Origin of the sequence: Nonomuraea sp. NPDC050227, assembly GCF_044459705.1 — a bacterium.
In the GTDB taxonomy this organism is placed as follows: Bacteria; Actinomycetota; Actinomycetes; order Streptosporangiales; family Streptosporangiaceae; genus Nonomuraea.
On record NZ_JBITJF010000003.1, the window covers coordinates 352,927 to 372,641 of the forward strand.

A 19,715-nucleotide genomic window follows, 5' to 3' on the forward strand; every position below is an offset into this window, starting at 1 on the left:
CCGAGGAAGATGACCGCCATCGGTCAGCCCGGCAGCAGGTGGCGGGCCTCGTACAGGGCCTGCCACTGGTCGCCGTGCCGCCTGCGCTCCAGGTACCTGCGGAGCTTGGCCAGGTCCTCCGGGTTGTCCTTGGCGGCCGTGCCGGCCAGGCAGGAGACCAGGTCGGCGGCGGTGCCCGGCTCGCGGCGCAGGAACCAGCCGCGCACCCCGACGGCATGGGCGACCGAGACGGCCTCCGCGGTGCTCATCACCCCCGACAGCCGGTCGGTGGCGTCGCCGCGCGCGGTGTGCCCCTGGCGCAGGTCGCGGAAGGTGGTGACCAGGACCTCCAGCACGTCGCGGCGCGGCGGCGCGGTGACGCCCGAGCGTTCGAGCAGCGCCACCGCCTCCGCCTCCACCAGCGCCAGCTCGGTGTCGAAGTCGGCGATCGGGAAGACGGTCTCGAAGTTGAAGCGGCGCCTGAGCGCGGCGCTCATCTCGTTGACGCCGCGGTCGCGGGTGTTGGCCGTGGCCAGGATGGTGAACCCCTCCTGGGCGAACACCATCGACTCGGGACCGCTCAGCTCCGGTACGGCGAGCACCCGGTCCGACAGCGGTGACAGCAGGCAGTCCTGCACCTCCAGCGGGCACCGGGTGATCTCCTCGAAGCGCACCACCTTGCCCTCGGCCATGCCGCGCAGCAGCGGCGCGGGCACCAGCGACCGGTTGGAGGGGCCCTCGGCGACCAGCAGCGCGTAGTTCCAGGAGTATTTGATCTGGTCTTCGGTGGTGGCCGCGCCGCCCTGGATGGTGAGCGTCGAGGTGCCGCTGACGGCCGCGGCGAGCAGCTCGGACAGCAGCGACTTGGCCGTGCCGGGCTCGCCGACCAGCATCAGCCCGCGGTTGGTCGCGAGCGTCACCAGGGACCGGTCGATCAGCGAGGGATCGCCCACGAACTTGCGGCTGATGCCCAGCTTCTCGTCCCCTAGGACGAAACGGCGGGCGGCCCGCAGGCTGAGCGCCCAGCCGGGCGGCCGGTCGTCGTTGTCGTGCTCCCGCAGCCTGGCCAGCTCGCCGGCGTAGCGGATCTCGGCCGGGGGCCGCTGGGCGTGTCCGTTCATCGGGTGATGTCCCTGAGGTCTCGGAGGATCTCGGAGGTGGTGATCGGATCGAGGCCGTCGAGCCCCAGCTCGACCAGGGTCTGCTCGTCGGCGAAGCCGGGGTAGCCGATCGCGATGCCCGGATCGAGGCCGATCGTGATGGTCCTGCCGCCGGGCACGTCCCGCTCGATCCAGCCCTGCCAGCCGGCGTCCTGAGGCGTGCCGCGCCGCCAGCCGCGCCGCTCCAGGCCGATCACCGCGCCGGTGGGGATCCTGGCGGCCTCGATCTCGGCCACCAGCGCCGGATCCAGCTCGTACGTCTCCCTGCCCAGCTGCGGGAACGGCTGCAGGATCTCGTAGTCGGCGAACACCTCGGACCAGGCGGCCAGGTCCTCCCCCAGTTCCAGGGGGTGCGCCACGCCTACGAGGGCGTCTTCGGGCAACGTCAGCGTGTCGTCCGCGACGTCGGCGAAGCTGCGGTCCTCGGCCACGCGCAGGGTGCCCGTGAGCCGCCCCGACGGGTCGTACAGGCCCCATACCAGCCGCCGGACGATGTGCCGGAGCAGCGGGTGGCCGACGAACAGCCGGCCGAAGTCGCCGGCGCTCCAGCGACGCCGGTTCACCATGGCCTGCTCCAGGCGGCGGATGGCGTCCCCGGCCACGGAGCGCACGTCCTTCTTCAGCCCGGCGAAGCGCCGGTAGGCGGCGGTCGCGAGCTCCTGATCGTCGTTGGCGCCCGGCTTGGGCAGGTTCTTCAGCCGTTTGCCCGAGGCGTCGGCCACGTACGGCCTGAGCTGCTCGTCGAAGCCCACCACGAACCGCCTGCGGCCGTAATCGAGGGTCAGGCTGCCGTCGTCGGACAGGCCGAAGTCGGGCACCAGCCGGTCGGCCAGCTCCTGCGGCCTCAGGCCGAGCTCGGCGGCGACCTCGTCCATCTTCTGCTTGGCCCGGTTCTTCAGCCCGCCGAACTTGACCTTCTCGGCGATGCCGTGCAGGTGCATCAGCGCCACCTCGGAGCCGATGGAGGCCAGCAGGTCCAGGCCGGCGACCGCGCGCGCGTGCCCGCCCTCGCCCGGCCAGGTCCTGATCAGCGGGGTCAGCCGCCGTACGGTCTCGTCGTCGCCGAGCAACGCCTGCGCGTCCATCACCCAGCTCTCCTTGGACGGGTAGCCGGCCGCCTGCCAGCACTGGAACAGCGCCCAGGCGAAGTCGGCGAGGCTGCGGCCGTCGCAGGCCTGCTTGACCACGGCGAGACCGGCGTACGGGTCGCCCGGCTTGGAGATCGCCAGCATCGTCATCACGTGGCGGGCCGCCTCGGGGGGCAGCGCGCCCGCGTCGCCGCGCAGGTGGATCGGGGTCGTGATCGCGACCTCCGTCCACTCGGGCAGCACCGGCATCCTGACGGGCAGCACGTCGAGCGGGTCGGCCACGAGCAGGTCGGCGATGGCGGCCTCGGCGGCGGGCCCGTACCCTGCGGCGGCCTCGGCCACGGTGTCGCGGTGGCCGCCCGCGACCAGCGCCGCCAGCGCCTGCTCGGCCCGGAGCCGGGCCACGCCGGGCTTGCCGAGAGCCGCCGGGACCAGCGCCCTGGCGGCCGCCGCGGGGTGACGGTTCAGCCAGGCCAGCGCGGTGGCGCGGACCGACTTCAGCCGGGCCAGCCAGTCGGCCATCAGCACGGCGACCTCCGGCGCCGCGAACGGCAGCAGCGACGCGGCGACCGAGCTGGGGCCGCGCCGGGCGCTGTCGACCACCATGGGCAGCGCCGCCGTGCCGAACCTGGCCACCACCATCGGCATCCAGTCGCCCGCCCCCCACAGGTCGCCAGGGCGCCACCTGCCGATCAGCGGCGCGGCCAGTTCCTCGGGCCCGGTGACGAACAGGGCGACCTCGTCGGACCAGTGGGCGCCCCGGCCCTCGGCGATCCCACGGGCGACGTCCTTCCAGCTCCGGCGCCAGGAGCGACCCCAGGAAACCTCCGCCCGGGAGGAGCGCCAGTTGTCCTGCTCGCCCGGCGCCCACAGGAGAGCCGGTTCGTCGGTGCACGCCAGGCCGTCGACCACGACCACCTTGCGCGCCTTGCGCGGGCGGGTCCAGGGCGGGCTGACCAGCACCTCGGGCAGCGCCTCCGGCACAGCGGCGGCGACGGCGCCGGCGGTCGCGATCCTGTCGAGACGCTCGGCGGCGGCGCCGTCGCCGAGGCTCGCGCGCACCTCGTCCACCAGGTCGGGACGGGCCGCCACATGGGTGCGCAGCAGCAGGTCGACGATCTTGCCGCCGGACTCGGCCAGCATCCGCATCGCGCGGCGGGGGAAGCGGGAGGCCGCGCGCAGGAAGGCCGGCTGGGTGTACTTCTGCTCGACGCGGTCGAGGATCGCCCGCATCGCCGTGTCGTACGGCAGGTCGGCGAGCACGTGCAGCAGCCGCTTGCGGCTGTCCGCGCCGTAGGCGTGGTCCACCCAGACGGCCAGCAGCGGCACGGCCGCCTCGCCCATGCCGTCGACGACCGTGGCCGGCAGGGCGAAGGAGTCCCCCATGTAGGGGCCACGCACATGGTCCGCGATCAGCTCGGCGTGCTCCGGCGTGCTGATGGCGGCGATCAGGCGGACGGCGAGAGCCGGGAGGACCCGGCTCACCTCGGCGCAGTCGGCCGCGACCCACCCGGTCTGGGTGGGCGCCAGGTAGGAGGCGGCCACGCGCTGGTGGAGCCCGCCCGCGCGGCTCACCGCCAGCGCCGCGACGACCTCGGCGTACTCGGCGTCGGACGCGGCGGCCAGCGCGGCGCGGACCCGGGCGTCGATCTGCTCGCCGGAGGCCCAGCCGTACCACTGGTCGGAGGCCTCGCCGTCGGCCAGCCGGCGGACCATCCAGGTGCCGCCGTCGTGGACGTAGTCCAGCGAGGCCAGCTCGGTCACGGCCACCGCCGCGAACACCAGGCCGCGTTCGGCCAGCCAGGTCTCGGGGAACAGGGACAACAGCTCGCGCTCGGCCCATGGCACGGACGCGGCCATCGCCTTGGCGACCACCGCCGCGCCCAGCGGTGTGCCGGCGGGCTCCCCCGCCAGATACGCCGCGCCCGCGGCCGCGAGCTCCGGATCCGGGCACTTCGCCACCATGTCGGCGAGCACCTTCCCGCGTCGGCCCAGCTCGGCGGCCAGTTTCTGCGGCGCGCCCGGGTCCGGCCGCCGCACCGGGGCCTTCGCTCCGCCTCGCCGGGGGTGGAGAGCGCGCAACCAGGCGGGCGGCAACGCCAGCCGGTCCTCGTCCTCGTCTTTGACGCCTCCGGCGGCCGCGGGCGAAGCCTCCCGCGGCGAGGCGGCCGTTCCGTCCTCCGCGTAGCCCTTGCGCATCTTCTCCGCCACCAGCTTGTCGGCGGCGGCAGTGGCGGCGGCGGCCGAGCCGAACGACTTGACCTGCGTCTGACCGGCCGCGCCCAGCCGTCCGTACCGGATGTGCAGCTCCGCGCCGTCCTGGCGCACCTCCCAGAACTTGGCCGAACTTCCGCCGACGAACGTCAGCGTGCGCTCCACGCTCATGCCGATACCTCCACGCCGCATCCCGTCGTCCTCTTGATCGACAGCGGCGAGTATGGCGGGCACGACCGACAAAGTTGCGCGGACCGTAGGCGGGGGCGGTCCTCGGCGGCGGTCTTCGGCGGGCAGCGGCCGAGCGCGCGGCACGGCCCGCCTGTCGCGGCGCGGGCGGGAGCGTGTCCGCGAGGGGTCAGTGGCAGGTCAGCGGGAGTGGCTGGGGACCGCAGGGACGGCCCCGGTTGCCGCCGCCGTCGATCGCTCCTGAGGGCGGCGTGATCCAGACGAAGTAGCCGTCGTTGTGCTTGCCCACGTTTCCCGTCAGGGTGATCGGGGAGCTTCTCCGGCCGATGTGGATGGCGCCACGTACGGGAAGGCCCGCCTCGTCGGTGAGCCCGCTGGGATCGTGGCCGTTTCCCTTGAACACGTTGTCGATGAACGACGACGTGGTGGAGTCCCTGACGTAGATGCCGGCGGTGCGGTTGCCGATGAACCGGTTGCGGGCGATGGTGGCGTCCATGAGGTAGCCGTATACGCCGATGGAGTTGTTCTTGAACGTGTTGTCCTCAATGAGCGTGTCCGGCGCCCAGCCGGCCCGTACCGCGATGTCGGCGTTCTTGAAGACGTTGTCGCGCAGCACGACGTTCCAGCTGTTGTTGTCCGCGCTGATCGGGGCGTTGTCGAAGACGTTGCCGGTGACGAGTGCGGCGTTGTTCTCGTTGAAGGACAGGCTGCCCGAGATCACTCTGCTCGACGTGAGCGTCGTGTAGGTGCTGCGGGCCGAGACGCGGTGCAGAGTGCAGCCGTCGATGGTCAGGCGGACCTGGCGGGCGTCCACGGCGTCCACGTCGCATCGGCGCGGGGAACCGCTGATCGAGAGCTCAGGCCAGGCGCCGCCGCGCAGCTTCACGGGGCCGCCGGTGATCGTCATGTCGCGAAGGGCGACAGTGATGTGGGGGGTGAGGGCGTCGTCGCCGACGCTGGTGGCGAACCCTTCGATCCGGCCGTCGCGTATGACGGTTCCGGTCCAGGCGGTCCCCTGGGAGCTGACCTGGACGCCGGTGCCGGTGCCCGCGCCCTGGAGGGTGTGCCCGGCCAGGTCGATGGTCACGTCGTCGGCGCCGACGATCAGCGCGTCACCGGGACACGTCAGATCCCCGGTCAGGGTGACGCTCCCTGTCAGGACGCTCCCGCAGGTGACGGGGGCGCCTGCGGAGGCAGCGGCGGTCCGGCCGAGCCCGACGGTCGCGGTCAGCAGCAGGACGGAGCAGCCGGCCCGAACGAGCCGACGCGTCGTCGTGGAACGCCTGGGTCGGTGACCCGTGCGGACGAACCGTTCATCGCGCATGTGCCCTCCATCGCCGATCGACGAGATGCCTGCGTTCTCCTTTCGCTGGAACGGCGCGGTCATTACCGCTGTGGCCGCAACAGGACACGTCTGGAGGCGGGTGCCGGGCGGCACCCGTCCAAGCCCTGCCGGATCGGGCAGGTCACCGGCCTGGGGGTCGCCTTGATGCTCAGTGGCGCGGCAGATCGAGGACATCCTCGCCGGCCGCGCTACCGGGGGTGCGGAGGAGTGGCACCGGGTCGGTGGCGAAGCGGGCGGCGCGAGGCTCGCGTTCGTCCCCGAACCGGTGGGTGAGGATGCCGTAGAGTTCCGGGCGTCGTCCCTGGAGCCATCGGCGGCCGGTCGAGAGCGGCAGCAGGGTGAGGTCGAGGTCGGCGGTCACCATGTCGTCACCGGCCGCCCAGGTCTCGCCGAGGATGCGGCCGTAGGGGTCGATGATCATGGCGTTGCCGGTGCGGATCTCGTCGTCGTCCTCGCCGATGCCGTTGCTGAACAGGACGAACAGCCCGTTGTCATGAGCCCGGGCGGGCAACCAGCGCATCAGCCACTCGCGTCCGCTGGGGCCGCGCAGCTCGGCCTCGATCGCCGCCGGGGCGCTGTGCCGGTTCCGCCAGAGCTCCACGGGGATCGGGCGCATCCCGTGGGGGCTGCGCGAGGCGGTGCCGCCGGTCTGGTGGGGCGCCACCAGGACCGAGGCGCCCATCAGCGCGGTGGCGCGGACGTTCTCGACCAGGTTGTTGTCCCAGCAGATGAGGATGCCCATGCGGACGCCCCAGGGGGTGTCGAAGACGGTGTAGGCGTCGCCGCTGCTGATCGCCGGATGCTCGAAGGCGTGCAGCTTGCGATGACGGTGGACGGATCCGTCCGGGACGCAGAGGGCATAGCTGTTGAACAGCCGCCCGTCCGTGTCGCTCTCCAGGAAGCCGACTCCCACGGCGACGCCGTGCTCGGCCGCCAGCGCGCGCACGGCGGTGACGGACGGACCGTCCACCGGCTCGGCGAGCTCCCGCAGCCGCTCGGGGGTCTGGCGGCGGAGATGCCAGTACCCCAGCAGGCACATCTCCGGGAAGGCGATGACCTGCACGCCGTCCGCGCTCGCCACGCGCACGTGGTGCTCGACCTGGGCCAGGTTGTAGGTCTTGTCATCGGGACGATGCTCGAACTGCACGGTCGCGCACCGCAACGCCGGCATGGGGGTCTCGGCCGCCTCGTCGTTTTCTGCCATCGCGAACCTCCGGATCCTCGGGGTGGCTCACCAGCAGACCGCATGCGCTTCCCATTCGTCCAATGAATCTTTTTCGCTGTTCGATAGAGTCGCGGAATGGATCTGGTTCTGCTTCGCGCCTTCCTCACGGTCGCCGAGCACGGTCACTACGGCCGCGCCGCGCGAACGCTGAACGTCACCCAGCCGACGCTCACGAAACAGATCCAGTCGCTGGAGGCCCAGGTGGGAGGCCGGCTGTTCGACCGCGGCCGGCACGGCGCCGCGCTGACCGGCCTGGGCGCCGTCCTGCTCCCGGACGCGCAGGCTCTCCTGCGGCGGGCGGACGCGCTCACCCGGCGGATGGCGAGAATGGCCACCGGCGAGATCGGAAGGCTGTCGGTCGGCTTCGGGCTGTCGAGCATCGACCTGGCCCCTCGGATCGTCGCCGCCTTCCGGCGGCGCCACCCCGACGCGCACGTCACTTTGGACGACATGTCGTCACAGGCCCAGCTTGACCGGATCGACGCGGGCGACCTCGACGTCGGTTTCGTCCGGCTGCCGCTCGACGGCGGATGGGGACGACTGCCGCTGGCCGGCGACCGCCTCGCCCTCGCCTGGGCCGACCATGACGACCGGCCTCCGCACGACGTCGGAGATCTCGCGAGTTGGGCGGCCCGCCACGACTTCCTCCAGCTGGCGCAGGAGAGAGGGCCCGGACTGGTACGGCAGATCAACCACCTGTGCACCGTCGTCGCGGTCCGCCCTGCCGTCGTCCAGGAGGCTCAGGACCTGCAGACCGTGCTCGCGCTGGTGGCGGCCGGCGCGGGGGTCGCCTTCGTGCCGGCCAGCGCCCGCCGGATCGCGCCGTCCTCGGTCACGATCACGCCGATCCGCCATCCGGCGGCCGAATGGCAGATCGCCGTGGTGTGGAAGGACGGGCGGTCCGGCCCGTTGACGACCGGTTTCCTGGACCTCGTACGAGAACACGGTCTTCTCGAAGCCGGCGGCTCCTGAGCCGGCACCTCGGTCGTGGCGCGTCCCCGCTGGTCACCCGCCCCGAGGTCAGGAGATGGTGAGCGTGCCGTCCGGGTTACGGGCGCACGTGACGATCGCGCGGGGCGTCGCGGCCAGGGCGCCGGTCAGGCACTGGCCGAGGACCGTGTGGCCCGCGGCGTTGGGGTGCCACGACTCCTGACAGGTCTGGAAGTAGGTGACGCAGGTGTTCGCCGCCCGCTGGATACCGATCTTGTCCCAGCCGGACAGGCTGGTGATGAACGTGCCGGACGGCCCGTCCTGCACCCGGACCGGCGTCGCGAGCGCACCGGCCGGGCTGCCGGGGTTCTCGCAGAGCCTGGCCCCGTCGAAGGCTCTCTGGACGTCCAGCACGCGCAGGTCGGCCGCCGGGCGTTCGGCTGCCAGCGTGGTGAAGGCGTTCTTGACCAGCGAGCCGAGGTTCTGGGAGAACACGTGCCCGGGGGCAAGGCTGGCACGGTGGATCGGGCACCCGGCGGCGTAGCGCTCGGCGCCGAGGGCGCGGAACTTGTCGCGGGTGTCGGTGCGGCCGTCCTCGTCGTAGTACTGCGGGGCGACGTCGGGCGGCAGCGGGTTGGTGTAGGTCTGCAGAACCACCTGGTGGACGCCGTCGGCGTCGATCTGGTCGAGGGTGTCCAGGATCTGGCGCAGGGCCGCGGTGGTCTCGGCGGTGGCGGCGGCGACCTCGGCGTCGGTGGCCAGGTCGGAGGCGGTGCAGGGCCGCTGCGGCACCTCGCCCTTCAGGTAGGCCCAGAACTCCCACCAGCCCGTCCAGGCGTCGGCGATGAAGCGGTTGGCGCACAGCGTGGCCACGTCGCCGAAGGTGAACTGGGTGTTGTTGGAGCCGAGGCCGACGAGGACGACGTCGATGTCGTGCGTCCGGGCGACGGCGCGCAGCTGGTCGAGTTGCGAGGCGACGGTGCGGCCCTCGGCCCGGGCGCTGGAGGGCGCGGCGATGTCGGCGGGCTGGGCGCCCGAGCACGCGAGGTTGAAACGTTGCTGGATGCCCGGGAGCGACGCCGCGAACACCGAGGCGTTCGCCGACCGGTGACAGAAGTAGGCGTTGCTGTTGGCCGCCGACCAGCCGGGGAAGGACTGTGCCGTGCCGGAGGCGTCGACGACGGGCTGGTAGTTCCCCGCGCCCTCGCCGCTGATGAAGCTGTCGCCGAGCGCGACGGCGGCGGTGGGCAGAGCCGCCTGCGCCGGTCCGCTCCGCACGGTCTGGATGCCGGCCGCGCTCACCAGGAGCATGACAACCGCAGCCGCACTCTGGAGGAGCCTCATGACCACCTCATTTCATACTAATTAAGTACGAAATACGCCTGTGTGGATCACAACATGCGGCGCCAACAGCGTCAACATGCTGATGTGTGGGCCGCGCACGCTTACCTGGGACGTAATTGTCGCCCTTACCTCTGGCTGAAAAACTCAGGACATCGCACGACATAAGGAGTCATGAGATGTTCTTCCAGACCACGGACGGCACCCGCCTCGCCTACGAGGACTACGGCCAGGGCAAGCCCATCGTCTTCGTCGCCAGCGTGATGCTCTCGGCGGACATGTGGGAGTACCAGATCCCGTACTTCGTCGAGCGCGGTTACCGGTGCGTCGCCCTCGACCGGCGGGCCCACGGCCGCTCCGACCGTCCCTCGACGGGCTACGACCTGGACACCGGCGCCGACGACCTGGCGGAGCTGATCGAGCTGCTCGACCTGCGTGACATCACCCTGGTCGGTCACTCGATGGGCGGCGCCGAGGTCGCCCGGTACCTGGCCCGTCACGGCGACGAGCGCGTCGCGCGGGTGGCGTTCGTCTCGGCGATGCTGCCGTTCCTGCTGCAGACCGACGACAACCCCGAGGGAGTGCCGGGCGCCGCGCTGGAGGCCTCGATGGCGGCCCTGGACGCCGACCGTCCCAAGTGGCTGGCGCAGCGGGCGCAGGCGTTCTTCGCCACGCACCTGGGCAACGAGATCTCCCCCGCACAGGTGGAATTCACGCTGCGGCAGTGCCTTGAGGTCTCGCCGTGGGCGATCCGCCAGTACCAGCGGGCCGCCATGACCTTCGACCACCGGGCCTCGCTGGCCGAGATCGCCGTGCCCGCGCTGGTCGTGCACGGGGCCGCCGACGCCTCCATACCGGTGGCCGTCAGCGGGCGGCGCACCGCCAAGCTGGTTCCCGGGGCGACCTACCTGGAGTACCCGACCGGCGGGCACGGCCTGTTCGTCACCCACCGCGACCGGTTCAACGACGACCTGCACACCTTCATCAAGTCCACCTGACGACGGCCGCGGTCATGACCGCATCCGGGTACGGCCCCTGCGGGAGGACGTACGTGGTGGCGCACTCGGCCGAGTGCGGCACGTGGCAGGGGACGACGGTCACCAGGTACGTCTGGGGAAAGGGTTCGATGCAGTCGCCGGGTCGCGCGCGCAGCCGGTGAGCGAGACGGCTGAGCAGCATGCGGTCAGTGATGGGCGAACCATGCACAAGGGTGGCAGCATCAGAGCGCTCCGGAGGCTCTCCTGACGTCTCGGCGTCGCCGGTATATTGGGCGGATGCTGATCAGGGAAGCCACCGTGGACGACTGGTCGGCCATCTGGCCGTTCTTCCGCGAGATCGTCGCCGCCGGTGAGACCTTCACCTATCCGCTCGATCTCGGCCAGGAGGAGGGGCGCGGCTGGTGGTTGCTGCCCGCCCCGAACCGTACGGTCGTCGCGGTCGACGACGACGGGACGATCCTCGGCACCGCGAAGATGAACAACAACCAGATGGGCAACGGCTCGCACGTCGCGAGCGCCAGCTACATGGTCGATCCAGCCCATTCCGGACGCGGTGTGGGCCGCGCGCTGTGCGAGTACACGATCGAGTGGGCCCGCACCTCGGGTTTCCGCTCGATGCAGTTCAACGCGGTCGTGGAGACCAACGAGACGGCGGTGCGGTTGTACCGGATGCTCGGGTTCGAGGTGCTCTGCACCGTGCCGGAGGGCTTCCGGAGCCCGGCGAAGGGCTACGTCGGACTGCACATCATGTACCGCGCCCTCTGACGACCTCCTGGAAGGGGCACCGCGCGCCGGACCGGCGCCCGTGGTGGAGGCCACGGACGCCGGGCTGCTTCTGTCCTACCGGGTCGCTCCGGCCACCCACTTGGGGGCGCCGTACTGGTAGGCGCCGAGGCTCGGGAGCGGGTCCGTCGAGCCGTCGTTGACGCCCGGCAGCGGGATCGCCTGGTTGCGCGCCGGGGACGCCTCCGACAACCGGTAGTCGCGCCCGGCCGGGTCGACGAACAGCGGGTCGACGTCGGCCGGCAGGTTGTTGGACAGCACCATCCCGCCGTTCGTGGCGCCGTCGAGGCCGCGGATCGGGCCGATGTTGTTGTAGACCTTGGTGCCGGTCGAGTTGCCGGGCTCCTTGACGTAGAACATCGTCATGCCGCCGGTGTTGTTGTAGACGCCGTTGTTGTGCGAGCCGCCGCCGAGGCCGTTGAGCATGACGGTCCCCTCGGGGTTGCCCCAGCCCACGTTGGCGGCGATGGTGATGTTGCTCTGCCCGTTGTCGGCGTAGACGCCGGTGACCCCGAACTTGGTGGCGCCCCACCTCGGCGCCGGATCGTGCAGCACGTTGTGGTCGATCGAGGTCCCCAGCATGTCGGAGCCGCAGCAGGTGTAGACCGCGGCCACGTCCAGGCTCAGCCGGGCGTACTGGGAGATGTCGTTGTAGGCGATGCGGTCCGGCCCCGGCGTGCCGCCGGCGGCGTTGTCCCACTGCAGGTTCACGCCGCTGCGGCCGACCCGGTAGATGGTGTTGTGCGTGACCGTCTGGCTGTTGCCCTGCACGGCGACGCCGGCCGCGTAGGTGCCCAGGTAGTCCACGTCGTGGATGACGTTGTTCGTCGCGGTGTTCCGCATGCCGCGCAGCGCGATGCCGTTGCCGGCGCTGAGTGACAGGTCGCTGTTGACGACCTTGTTGTCCGTGCCGTTGAGCACGATGCCGGTGTCGGCGACGCCCCGGGTGACGGTGGAGCCGCAGTCGGTGGCGCCGCGGGTGATGTCGGTGTAGTGCGACAGGTACGTGCCGGTGATCCCGTCGATCACGACGTGGCTGCTGCCCGGCCCGGTCTCGACGGTGGAGGCGAACAGGCCGACGCCGGCGATCGTCGTGTGGCTCGCGTTCCGCAGGTCGAAGGCCAGCGTGCGGGCCTTGGCCTCGATCACGTGCCGGTCGGGGTCGTCCTCGCTGTACAGGTAGAGCCGTTTGCCGGCCGGGTCGTAGAACCAGGTGCCGGGGTGGGCGAGTTCGCCGATCTTGCCGGTGAGCGCGTACCGGGTGTCCTTCGGGATCACCTTGTGGACGCACGGCGGCGCCACGTCGAGCACGACCGAGCCCACGTCGGAGCTCTTGATCGTGGAGGTCGCGGTGATGTACCAGTAGTTCGTCGTCACGCGGGCGCCGTTCCAGTAGCCGGCCGGGCGGGTCAGCGCGTCGTCGGCGACGGTGGCCTCCGCGCTGCCCGGCCCGGCGTACCGCACCGCGGGTTCGAGCAGGTCGAGGCCGGGGTAGGGCCACTGGGCCTCGACGTTCATCCGCTTGTCGGTGAAGGTCTGCACGGTCGTGACGTCGGGTCCGAGGTCGGCGCGGGCGCTGTAGACGTGACCGTCGCGCACGGCCTGGGCGAAGGGCGAGCCCGGCGCGTACGGGTCCGACTGCGCGATGCGGGCCACGTCCTGGCCGGTGACCGGGGACCAGCCCCTGATCCGCTTGGCGCCGCTCACCGTCACGCGCGCGCCGGGGGCCGCCCGGTAGGTGATGGGCAGTCCGGCGGCGCCCGACCGGGCGGGCACGACGGTCTCCTCGTACGTGCCCGACTGGATCAGGCAGGTGTCGCCGGGCGTCATGACGTCGGCGCACCGCTGGATGTGGCGGTAGGCCGTCGCGGCCGACCGGCCGTCGGCCGAGTCCCTGCCCCACGGCGCGACGTGGTAGGTGGTGCCGCCCGCGCTCGGGCCCTGCTCGGCCGCCGCCGGGACGGCCGCCGACACCACCGCGAGCACCGTCGCGATCACCGTCGCGATCACCATGGCCGCGAACGGCCGCCGAAGGCGTAACAAGGTCATGGTCCCTCTTTCCGTGACGGGCCGTTCAGCCCTTGACCGCGCCGACCGTGAGGCCGCTGATGATGTGGCGCTGCATGTAGACGAAGAAGATGACGACCGGTGCCACCGCCAGCAGCAGGTTGGGGAACACCCGCGTCAGGTCGGTCGAGTACTGGCTGATCCCCGCGTAGATGGCGGTCGTCACCGTGTACCGGCCGGAACCGGGGCTGAGCAGGATCTGCGGGCTGACGAAGTCGTTCCAGATCCCGATCGAGTTGAGGATCAGCACGGTGACCACCGCGGGCCGCATCAGCGGGAAGATGATCGTCCAGAACGTGCGCAGCCGCCCCGCGCCGTCGATCATCGCCGCCTGGTCGATGGAGGCCGGGATGGTACGGATGAAGCCGACGAACAGGAAGATGCTCACCGGAAGGGTCGAGGCCACGTCGTGGGCCACGAGGCCGGCCACGGTGTTGGCCAGGCCGACCGAGCGCAGCACGTAGATCACCGGGATCACCAGCGCGGCGCCCGGGATGAACGTGCCCGCGAGGAAGTACAGCAGCAGCAGCTGGGAGCGGCGGCTGAGGCTGCGCGCGATCGCGTACGCCGCGGGCCCGGCCAGCAGGATGCACAGGACGTCCACGACGACGACGAGGAACAGCGTGAAGCCGTAGCTGCGGATCACGTTGTACTGGGGGCTGTCGACGGCGTTGGCGAGGTAGTCGAAGGTGAGGTCGCCGAACGGGAGGGAGAAGGGGTTGCCGAGGATGTCGTCCTGGGACTTGAAGCTGTTGACCACGAGCAGGTAGACCGGCACGGTCATGGCCACCAGGAGCAGCGCCAGCATGACCGGGCGCACGAAGGAGCGGCGCCTGCCGTGGGCGGCTCGCGTTTGTTCGATCATCGCCGTCCCCTAACTCGTCGTGGCGCGGTCTTGGCGGTTGCGCGCGGCGGTCACCAGCAGGGCGAGGCCGGCGCACACGACCATGAGGAACACGGCCTGCGCGTTGGCGTAACCGACCTTCGTCCCCTCGAAGGACCTGGCCAGGATGAGGAACGAGTACGTCTGCGTGGCGCCCGCGGGCCCGCCGTTGGTGAGGCTCACGACCAGGTCATAGGTCTTGATCAGGCCGATGAGGTTCAGCACGGTGGCCACGGTCACCACCGGGGAGATCATCGGGATCACCACGCGCAGGTTGGCCTGGCGCCGGGTCGCGCCGTCGATCGCCGCGGCCTCCAGCAGCTCGGCGGGGACCGTCTGGAGCGCGGCGACGAACAGCACGACGTTGAACCCGAAGCCGGCCCACACGATCACCGCGATGAGCGAGACCAGGGCGAGGTTCTCCTCGAACAGGAAGCCGACGGGCCCGATCCCGAAGTGCTGCAGCGTGCTGTTGACGGCGCCGTTCGTGCCGAGGATCGCGGCCCAGAGGAAGCCGAGGATCAGCGCGCTGATCACGTGCGGGTAGTAGGCGAGCGTGCGGAAGAACGAGTTCGTCCGCGAGCGCTCCTTGAGCAGCAGCGCGTACGCCAGGCCGCCGCCGATCATGAGCAGGGTGCCGGTGACGGCGACGAGGGCGGTCACGTACCAGGCGCTGGTCGAGCTCGGGTCGTCGAACAGGTGCAGGTAGTTCTCGAAGCCGACGAACACCGCGTCGGAGAAGCCGTTCCAGTCCGTCAGGCTGAGGTAGACCGCCACGCCCACCGGGACGACGGTCATCACCGTGTAGACCAGCACGGACGGCGCGACCAGCCCGAAGGTCACCGCCTTGGCCCGGTACCTGGCCGGCAGCCACTCGCGGCGCGGGCGCCGCGGCTCGGACGCCTGCCGCTCCGGCCGCCGGGTCAGCTCTGCGAGTTCCACCACTTGTCCAAACCGGCGGCGACCTGCTCGGCCGTGGCGCCCGTGTACAGCTTCTGCACCTGCGTGTTGAGCTCGGCCGGATAGCCCTCGACCGGCTGGCGCTCGCCCGACTTGACCAGCACGGACGGCGCCTCCTCAAGGATCTTCTGGACCTGCGTGCCGAGGCTGGACATCTTGTAGGTGAAGCCCTTGCGCAGGTTGCCGTCGGCGGCGAGCTGGCTCTCGATCGCGGCCGGGTCGGTGACCAGCCACTTCACGAAGTCGATCGCGGCAGCCTTGTGCTTGGAGGCGTTGACGACCACGTACGGGCTGGCGATGTTGCCGTACTGGCCGGTGGGGTGGGAGCCGTCGGTCGGCATGGAGAAGACGCCGATCTCGTCGCTCTTCTTCGCCGCGTCGGCGGCCGGGACGAAGAAGGAGCCCATGACGTACATCGCGGACTTGCCGTCGAGGAAGGCCGTCTGCCCGTCGGCGTAGGTCAGTCCGAGCGCGCTCTTGTCGAGGTAGCCCTGGTCGATCCAGCTGCGGAAGCGCTGGAGGTACTTCAGGTAGTCGCCGGTGGCGAAGGAGACCTGGTTCTGCTTGCGCTTGACCGTCCAGTCGGGGTCGGCGGTGAGCACGCCGGAGTCGGCGATCAGGGAGAACTGCGCTCCCGGCACCCACTGCCCGGCGCTCTGCAGCGGCGTGTAGCCGGCGCTCTTCAGCTTGGCCATGGCGTCCTGGAACTGGTCGAGCGTCTTGATGGCGGTGGCGTCGAGACCGGCCTTGGCGAAGGCGGCCTTGTTGTAGAAGACCAGCGACTGGATCTGCTGGCCGACGCCGACCAGGTAGCGCTTGCCGTCCACGGCGTACTGGTCGGCCAGCGGGGTCTGGCCGGTCCACGCCTCGCCGGTGAGGTCGGCGAACAGGGCGGCGTTCTCCTTGGTCGGGGTGATCTGCTGGGCGATGTCCGGCGGGTCGCCGGCGGCGAGGTCCTGGGTGAGCTTGGCGGTCGCCGAGACGGTCCCGGTGAGCTCCAGGTTGACCTTCACCCCCGGGTGGCTCTGCTCGTACTTCGCGAACAGTCCCTTCCAGTACTGCTCGGTCAGGTTCGGGCTGATGTTGACGATGATCCGCAGAGTCGTGGCGCCGGCCTGCGCCGGGTCCTCGCCGCCGCAGGCGGTGGCCGCGGCCACCACGGTGGTGGCGGCGACCGCGACCGCGCACGCCCGGCGCAACTGTGTTCCCATATCCGCTGCACGCTCCAATTGCATAGTCATGACCGGTGGAAGGTCGGGGTGGACTGGCCGCCTTCGGGAGCCGCCCGCCCGGGGGCCACCTGAGTGAGGGGGTCGGGCTGCGCGGGCCGGCGTGGCGGACGGCGTGACGGCTCGACACGATCGACGCGGCGACATCGACCACCATCAACGTCCATCGCCTATCGATAGGTGATGTTATGTGGCATACCTAACTTGTTCAAGAGTCATTTCGTGCGTGCCGGCGAAAGCTCACGGCGAACCGGCCGCCGCTCCCCTGGCCGGTGACGGCCAGCGTCAGCCGGGTCAGCCGGGAGCCCCAGCTGCGCGCGAGGCGCGGGTCGTCGATGTCCCGGTGCTCGACGGACGCCGCGCCGACGGCGGCGTCCCAGCGCAGTTCGAGCGGCGGTCCCCCGTCCGCCGTGACGACCGCCCGGCCCGGCCCGCACTCGACCTCGCCGGCGAGAACGTGCCGGAACAGCACGGTCCGGGGGCCCGCGGCCCATTCGTCCTCCACGCGGACGTACGGCTCCGGGCCGTCGCGCACCAGCCGGACGACGCGCTCCCAGCGGGTGAGCAGGCCCGCCGGATAGGCGGCGCTCAGGTCCGCCCGCAGGACGGCGTGGCCCTCGTCGAACCGGACGGCGACGTCCCGCGCGCCGTGCTCCGGGCCCGGGAGCTGCCCGTGCCCCGGTTCGGGCACGTTGTGCCAGGCGCTCTGGAACGGCCACTCCTCGTAGCGGCGCGGGCCGAACGTCGCGGCGGTGTAGGTCGGCTGGCCGACGTCAACGACCATCGGACGTCCGTCGAGCGCCACCCAGTAGGAGCCGACGTCGAGGTGGTTGTGGTGCTCGCCGTTGTGGCCGGCCTTCGCCGCCACGGTCAGCCCGTCCGCGCTCCCGGCCCGCTCGCGCGCGACCATGACCTGGATGCGCGGCAGCCAGCACTCGCGGGCCAGCCAGGGCGAGCCGTCCGGCGTCCCGCCGGCCGCGACCGCCCGGCGCCATCGCCGGTCGGCCAGCGCGGTCATGGCGCGCCCGAGCCCGGCCCTGGGCTGGACGACGCCGCCGGACGCGCGTGCGGCGGCCACCGCGTACGCCACGGTCTCCGGTCGCCCCAGGCGCTCGCCCCAGCGGAAGAGCACCTGCCACGGCCGCTCGCCGGTGAGCCGGGCCGGAGCGTCGCCGGTGTTGACGTACCAGTCCGCGCCGAGGTGCATGCGCGGCGGGTAGGCGAGCAGGGCGGGCAGCACCGGCGGGCCGGGGTCGTCCAGCAGGTCCAGCGCCTCCAGCAGCCGGCACGCCCCCTGCCACCAGTACGCGATGCCCTCGTCGATCCCGCCGTCGTCGGGGAGCCCCGTGACGTAGTGGTCCAGCCCCTCGGCGACCAGGCGTACCAGGCGCTCGCGCCGCCGGACGTCGTCGCAGAGCAGCAGCGCGGCCGCCAGGACGGCCCCGTGGATCCAGGGGTTCCAGTTGTTCGCCCGGCCGTCGCGGCCGATCCAGTGCCAGTCGCGCACCCGCTCGAACGGCGTGAGCACCCGCCGGTCGGCCTCGCGGCGCAACCTGCGGCGCAGCCCCGGGGCCCGGATGTCCAGATGCGGGCCGAGCGCGTGGTCGGCCCAGGCGAACAGCGTCGCGATCTCGGCCGCGCCCAGGTCGAGGAAGGGGTCGTCGGGATCGGGCACGACCTCGCCCCGGGCCGCGGCCCCGCGATCGTGCGGCGCCCAGCACCACGTGCTCGTCTCGGCGAGCGCCATCAGCCCGTCCACGACGGCGTCCAGGTGCGGGCACGCTCCGGGGGGCGCGGTCGCGGGGGCCACCTCGCCGGTGAGCACGGCGGCCAGGGCGAGGACGTCCACGCGTTCGCGCAGCCGCCGCGCCTGGTCCTCGTGGACGGCCCGCGCCCCGTCGCGGAACGTCCGGGCCCAGTCGTCCGGGGACAGGCGCGGGGCCGGCCGGGCCAGCTCTTCGGCCGCGGCGGCCAGGACGGCGTCGCGGGCCTCGGCGGGCACCGCGTCCCACACCGGCCGCGCGGTGACGTCAGGAACCATCGTCGTCGCGCAGCACGAGCTCGACGACCGGCAGCGGCACGTCCGGCGCGGCGATGGGCAGGGTCAGCGTGAGCGTGCCCGGCGGCTGGCCCGGCAGGGCGAGGTTGTTGTGCTCGTGCTGGTCTCCGTCCGCCTGGTGGAAGCGCACCTCGGAGCCGTCGTGGAGGAACTGCGCGTAGCGCACGCGTCCGGCGAGGCCGGGCAGGTGGACGTGCTTGAGCGGCCAGGACAGCAGGTGCAGGTAGAGGCGGCCGGCCCGCTGGGTGTAGAGGGCGTTGGGCGGCGGGGTGAACGCGCTCGGCCCCGCGCCGTGCACGGCCCTGGCGTGCAGGGACATCCACTCCCCGATCGCGCCCAGCGTGTGCCGGGCCCGCGGGTCGAGCGCGCCCCGGCCGGTGGGCCCGACGTTGAGCAGCAGGTTGCCGGCGCACGCGACGGACTGGACGAGCATCCGGATCAGCAGCGCCGGGTCCTTGTAGTCGTGGTTGTCGCGGTCGTAGCCCCAGGAGCCGTTGAGCGTGTGGCACGCCTCCCACCTGACCTGGCCGCCGTCACGGGTGAGCGGCCGGTCGGGCTGGTACTGCTCGGGCGTCACGTAGTCGCCGGGGATGCCGAGGCGGTCGTTCACCACGATCTGCGGGTTCAGGGCGCGCGCGGTCGCCATCAGCTCCTCCGCGCCCCAGTCGGCGGGCCCCTTCGCCGGGTAGGTGAAGTCGAAGAAGAGCAGGTCGATCGGGCCGTACCCGGTCAGCAGCTCGCGTACCTGCCCGTTCATGTACGCCCGGTAGCGGGCCATGTCGCGCGTGGCGTTCGCGTCCGGCGGCGCGCTGTCGCGCAGCGGGTGGTACTGGTCGATGGTGAAGTCGGGGTGACGCCAGTCGAGCAGCGAGTAGTAGAGCCCCACGCGCAGGCCCTCGGCCCGCATGGCCGCGGCGAACTCGGCGACCAGGTCCCGGCCCGTCGCGCGGGCGCTGGTGTAGCCGGTGAGCTCGGAGTCGAACAGGCAGAACCCGTCGTGGTGCTTGGCGGTCAGCACCGCGTAGCGCATCCCGGCGGCGCGGGCGCTCCTGGCGAGCTCTGCCGCGTCGAACAGGTCGGGGTCGAACTGTTCCAGGTAGCGGTCGTAGTCCTCGTCGGACATCTTCTCCCGGCTGCGCACCCACTCGTGCCGGGCGGCGAGGCTGTAGAGCCCGAAGTGGACGAACATCCCGAACCGCGCTTCCTCGAACCACTCCGTCGGCCCCGCCGGCATCCCGGTCTCCTCTCACGGTTGACAGCCCTCG

The 19,715-nt window shown here is 71.7% G+C and carries 15 protein-coding genes; 3 read left to right on the plus strand and 12 right to left on the minus strand.

Features of this window, described 5'->3' with window-relative positions; translation table 11 throughout:
- Positions 1–23 precede the first annotated feature (23 nt).
- The 4 genes from ACIBK9_RS14030 to ACIBK9_RS14045 form a co-directional block, all read right to left on the minus strand.
- Positions 24–1,100, minus strand: a complete 1,077-nt coding sequence (locus tag ACIBK9_RS14030; RefSeq protein WP_397158118.1) for an AAA family ATPase — start codon at positions 1,098–1,100, stop codon at positions 24–26.
- Positions 1,097–4,612 (minus strand): WGR and DUF4132 domain-containing protein, encoded by a 3,516-nt coding sequence (locus ACIBK9_RS14035; RefSeq protein ID WP_397158120.1) that lies wholly within the window; start codon positions 4,610–4,612, stop codon positions 1,097–1,099. The genes ACIBK9_RS14030 and ACIBK9_RS14035 overlap by 4 nt, the downstream gene beginning before the upstream one ends.
- Before the next feature lie 187 nt (positions 4,613–4,799).
- The gene (locus ACIBK9_RS14040) at positions 4,800–5,954 is read right to left on the minus strand and encodes a right-handed parallel beta-helix repeat-containing protein (RefSeq protein ID WP_397158122.1); all 1,155 of its coding nucleotides are present in this window, start codon (positions 5,952–5,954) and stop codon (positions 4,800–4,802) included.
- A 169-nt stretch (positions 5,955–6,123) separates the two neighbouring features.
- On the minus strand, positions 6,124–7,179 hold the full coding sequence (locus tag ACIBK9_RS14045) for a nitrilase family protein (RefSeq protein ID WP_397158124.1): 1,056 nt from the start codon (positions 7,177–7,179) through the stop codon (positions 6,124–6,126).
- A gap of 96 nt (positions 7,180–7,275) precedes the next feature.
- Here ACIBK9_RS14045 and ACIBK9_RS14050 point away from each other — a divergent pair, with 96 nt between their 5' ends.
- Complete coding sequence (locus tag ACIBK9_RS14050) at positions 7,276–8,172, plus strand: LysR substrate-binding domain-containing protein (RefSeq protein ID WP_397158126.1); 897 nt, start codon at positions 7,276–7,278, stop codon at positions 8,170–8,172.
- 48 nt (positions 8,173–8,220) lie between these two features.
- On the opposite strand, the gene ACIBK9_RS14055 is transcribed toward ACIBK9_RS14050, so the two are convergent.
- Complete coding sequence (locus tag ACIBK9_RS14055) at positions 8,221–9,474, minus strand: hypothetical protein (protein ID WP_397158128.1); 1,254 nt, start codon at positions 9,472–9,474, stop codon at positions 8,221–8,223.
- A 176-nt stretch (positions 9,475–9,650) separates the two neighbouring features.
- Here ACIBK9_RS14055 and ACIBK9_RS14060 point away from each other — a divergent pair, with 176 nt between their 5' ends.
- Positions 9,651–10,469: an alpha/beta fold hydrolase gene (locus tag ACIBK9_RS14060; protein ID WP_397158130.1), complete on the plus strand. Its 819-nt coding sequence runs from the start codon at positions 9,651–9,653 to the stop codon at positions 10,467–10,469.
- On the opposite strand, the gene ACIBK9_RS14065 is transcribed toward ACIBK9_RS14060, so the two are convergent.
- Positions 10,456–10,650: a hypothetical protein gene (locus ACIBK9_RS14065; RefSeq protein ID WP_397158132.1), complete on the minus strand. Its 195-nt coding sequence runs from the start codon at positions 10,648–10,650 to the stop codon at positions 10,456–10,458. The genes ACIBK9_RS14060 and ACIBK9_RS14065 overlap by 14 nt on opposite strands.
- A 95-nt stretch (positions 10,651–10,745) precedes the next feature.
- Here ACIBK9_RS14065 and ACIBK9_RS14070 point away from each other — a divergent pair, with 95 nt between their 5' ends.
- Positions 10,746–11,234: a GNAT family N-acetyltransferase gene (locus tag ACIBK9_RS14070; RefSeq protein WP_397158134.1), complete on the plus strand. Its 489-nt coding sequence runs from the start codon at positions 10,746–10,748 to the stop codon at positions 11,232–11,234.
- A gap of 75 nt (positions 11,235–11,309) precedes the next feature.
- Here the strand turns inward: ACIBK9_RS14070 and ACIBK9_RS14075 are convergent, their stop codons facing one another.
- The 6 genes from ACIBK9_RS14075 to ACIBK9_RS14100 all read right to left on the minus strand — a co-directional run bounded on the left by ACIBK9_RS14075 (position 11,310) and on the right by ACIBK9_RS14100 (position 19,684).
- Entirely contained in the window at positions 11,310–13,301 is a 1,992-nt protein-coding gene (locus ACIBK9_RS14075; RefSeq protein ID WP_397158136.1) for a right-handed parallel beta-helix repeat-containing protein, read from the minus strand.
- Positions 13,302–13,326: 25 nt separating this feature from the next.
- A complete protein-coding gene (locus tag ACIBK9_RS14080; RefSeq protein WP_397158138.1) occupies positions 13,327–14,184 on the minus strand; it encodes a carbohydrate ABC transporter permease in 858 nt (285 codons plus the stop codon).
- 9 nt (positions 14,185–14,193) lie between these two features.
- Positions 14,194–15,144 carry a carbohydrate ABC transporter permease gene (locus tag ACIBK9_RS14085; protein ID WP_387673660.1) on the minus strand — a complete coding sequence of 317 codons (951 nt, stop codon included), beginning with the start codon at positions 15,142–15,144 and terminating at the stop codon, positions 14,194–14,196.
- Positions 15,126–16,373 (minus strand): extracellular solute-binding protein, encoded by a 1,248-nt coding sequence (locus tag ACIBK9_RS14090; RefSeq protein WP_364335368.1) that lies wholly within the window; start codon positions 16,371–16,373, stop codon positions 15,126–15,128. Before ACIBK9_RS14090 ends, ACIBK9_RS14085 begins: the two co-directional genes overlap by 19 nt.
- Positions 16,374–16,599: 226 nt before the next feature.
- Positions 16,600–18,432, minus strand: coding sequence for a heparinase II/III family protein (locus ACIBK9_RS14095; RefSeq protein ID WP_397158141.1), 1,833 nt, complete (start codon positions 18,430–18,432; stop codon positions 16,600–16,602).
- A complete protein-coding gene (locus ACIBK9_RS14100; protein WP_397158143.1) occupies positions 18,422–19,684 on the minus strand; it encodes an alpha-L-fucosidase in 1,263 nt (420 codons plus the stop codon). The genes ACIBK9_RS14095 and ACIBK9_RS14100 overlap by 11 nt, the downstream gene beginning before the upstream one ends.
- Between the last annotated feature and the right edge of the window lie 31 nt (positions 19,685–19,715).

Bases quoted from the DNA above. Each gene is read 5' to 3' on its own strand.
- ACIBK9_RS14030 (WP_397158118.1), bottom strand. From the start codon at position 1,100: ATGAACGGACACGCCCAGCGGCCCCCGGCCGAGATCCGCTACGCCGGC.
- ACIBK9_RS14075 (WP_397158136.1), bottom strand. From the start codon at position 13,301: ATGACCTTGTTACGCCTTCGGCGGCCGTTCGCGGCCATGGTGATCGCG.
- ACIBK9_RS14045 (WP_397158124.1), bottom strand. From the start codon at position 7,179: ATGGCAGAAAACGACGAGGCGGCCGAGACCCCCATGCCGGCGTTGCGG.
- ACIBK9_RS14055 (WP_397158128.1), bottom strand. From the start codon at position 9,474: ATGAGGCTCCTCCAGAGTGCGGCTGCGGTTGTCATGCTCCTGGTGAGC.
- ACIBK9_RS14090 (WP_364335368.1), bottom strand. From the start codon at position 16,373: ATGGGAACACAGTTGCGCCGGGCGTGCGCGGTCGCGGTCGCCGCCACC.
- ACIBK9_RS14080 (WP_397158138.1), bottom strand. From the start codon at position 14,184: ATGATCGAACAAACGCGAGCCGCCCACGGCAGGCGCCGCTCCTTCGTG.
- ACIBK9_RS14095 (WP_397158141.1), bottom strand. From the start codon at position 18,432: ATGGTTCCTGACGTCACCGCGCGGCCGGTGTGGGACGCGGTGCCCGCC.
- ACIBK9_RS14070 (WP_397158134.1), top strand. From the start codon at position 10,746: ATGCTGATCAGGGAAGCCACCGTGGACGACTGGTCGGCCATCTGGCCG.
- ACIBK9_RS14100 (WP_397158143.1), bottom strand. From the start codon at position 19,684: ATGCCGGCGGGGCCGACGGAGTGGTTCGAGGAAGCGCGGTTCGGGATG.
- ACIBK9_RS14060 (WP_397158130.1), top strand. From the start codon at position 9,651: ATGTTCTTCCAGACCACGGACGGCACCCGCCTCGCCTACGAGGACTAC.
- ACIBK9_RS14035 (WP_397158120.1), bottom strand. From the start codon at position 4,612: ATGAGCGTGGAGCGCACGCTGACGTTCGTCGGCGGAAGTTCGGCCAAG.
- ACIBK9_RS14050 (WP_397158126.1), top strand. From the start codon at position 7,276: ATGGATCTGGTTCTGCTTCGCGCCTTCCTCACGGTCGCCGAGCACGGT.
- ACIBK9_RS14065 (WP_397158132.1), bottom strand. From the start codon at position 10,650: ATGCTGCTCAGCCGTCTCGCTCACCGGCTGCGCGCGCGACCCGGCGAC.
- ACIBK9_RS14040 (WP_397158122.1), bottom strand. From the start codon at position 5,954: ATGCGCGATGAACGGTTCGTCCGCACGGGTCACCGACCCAGGCGTTCC.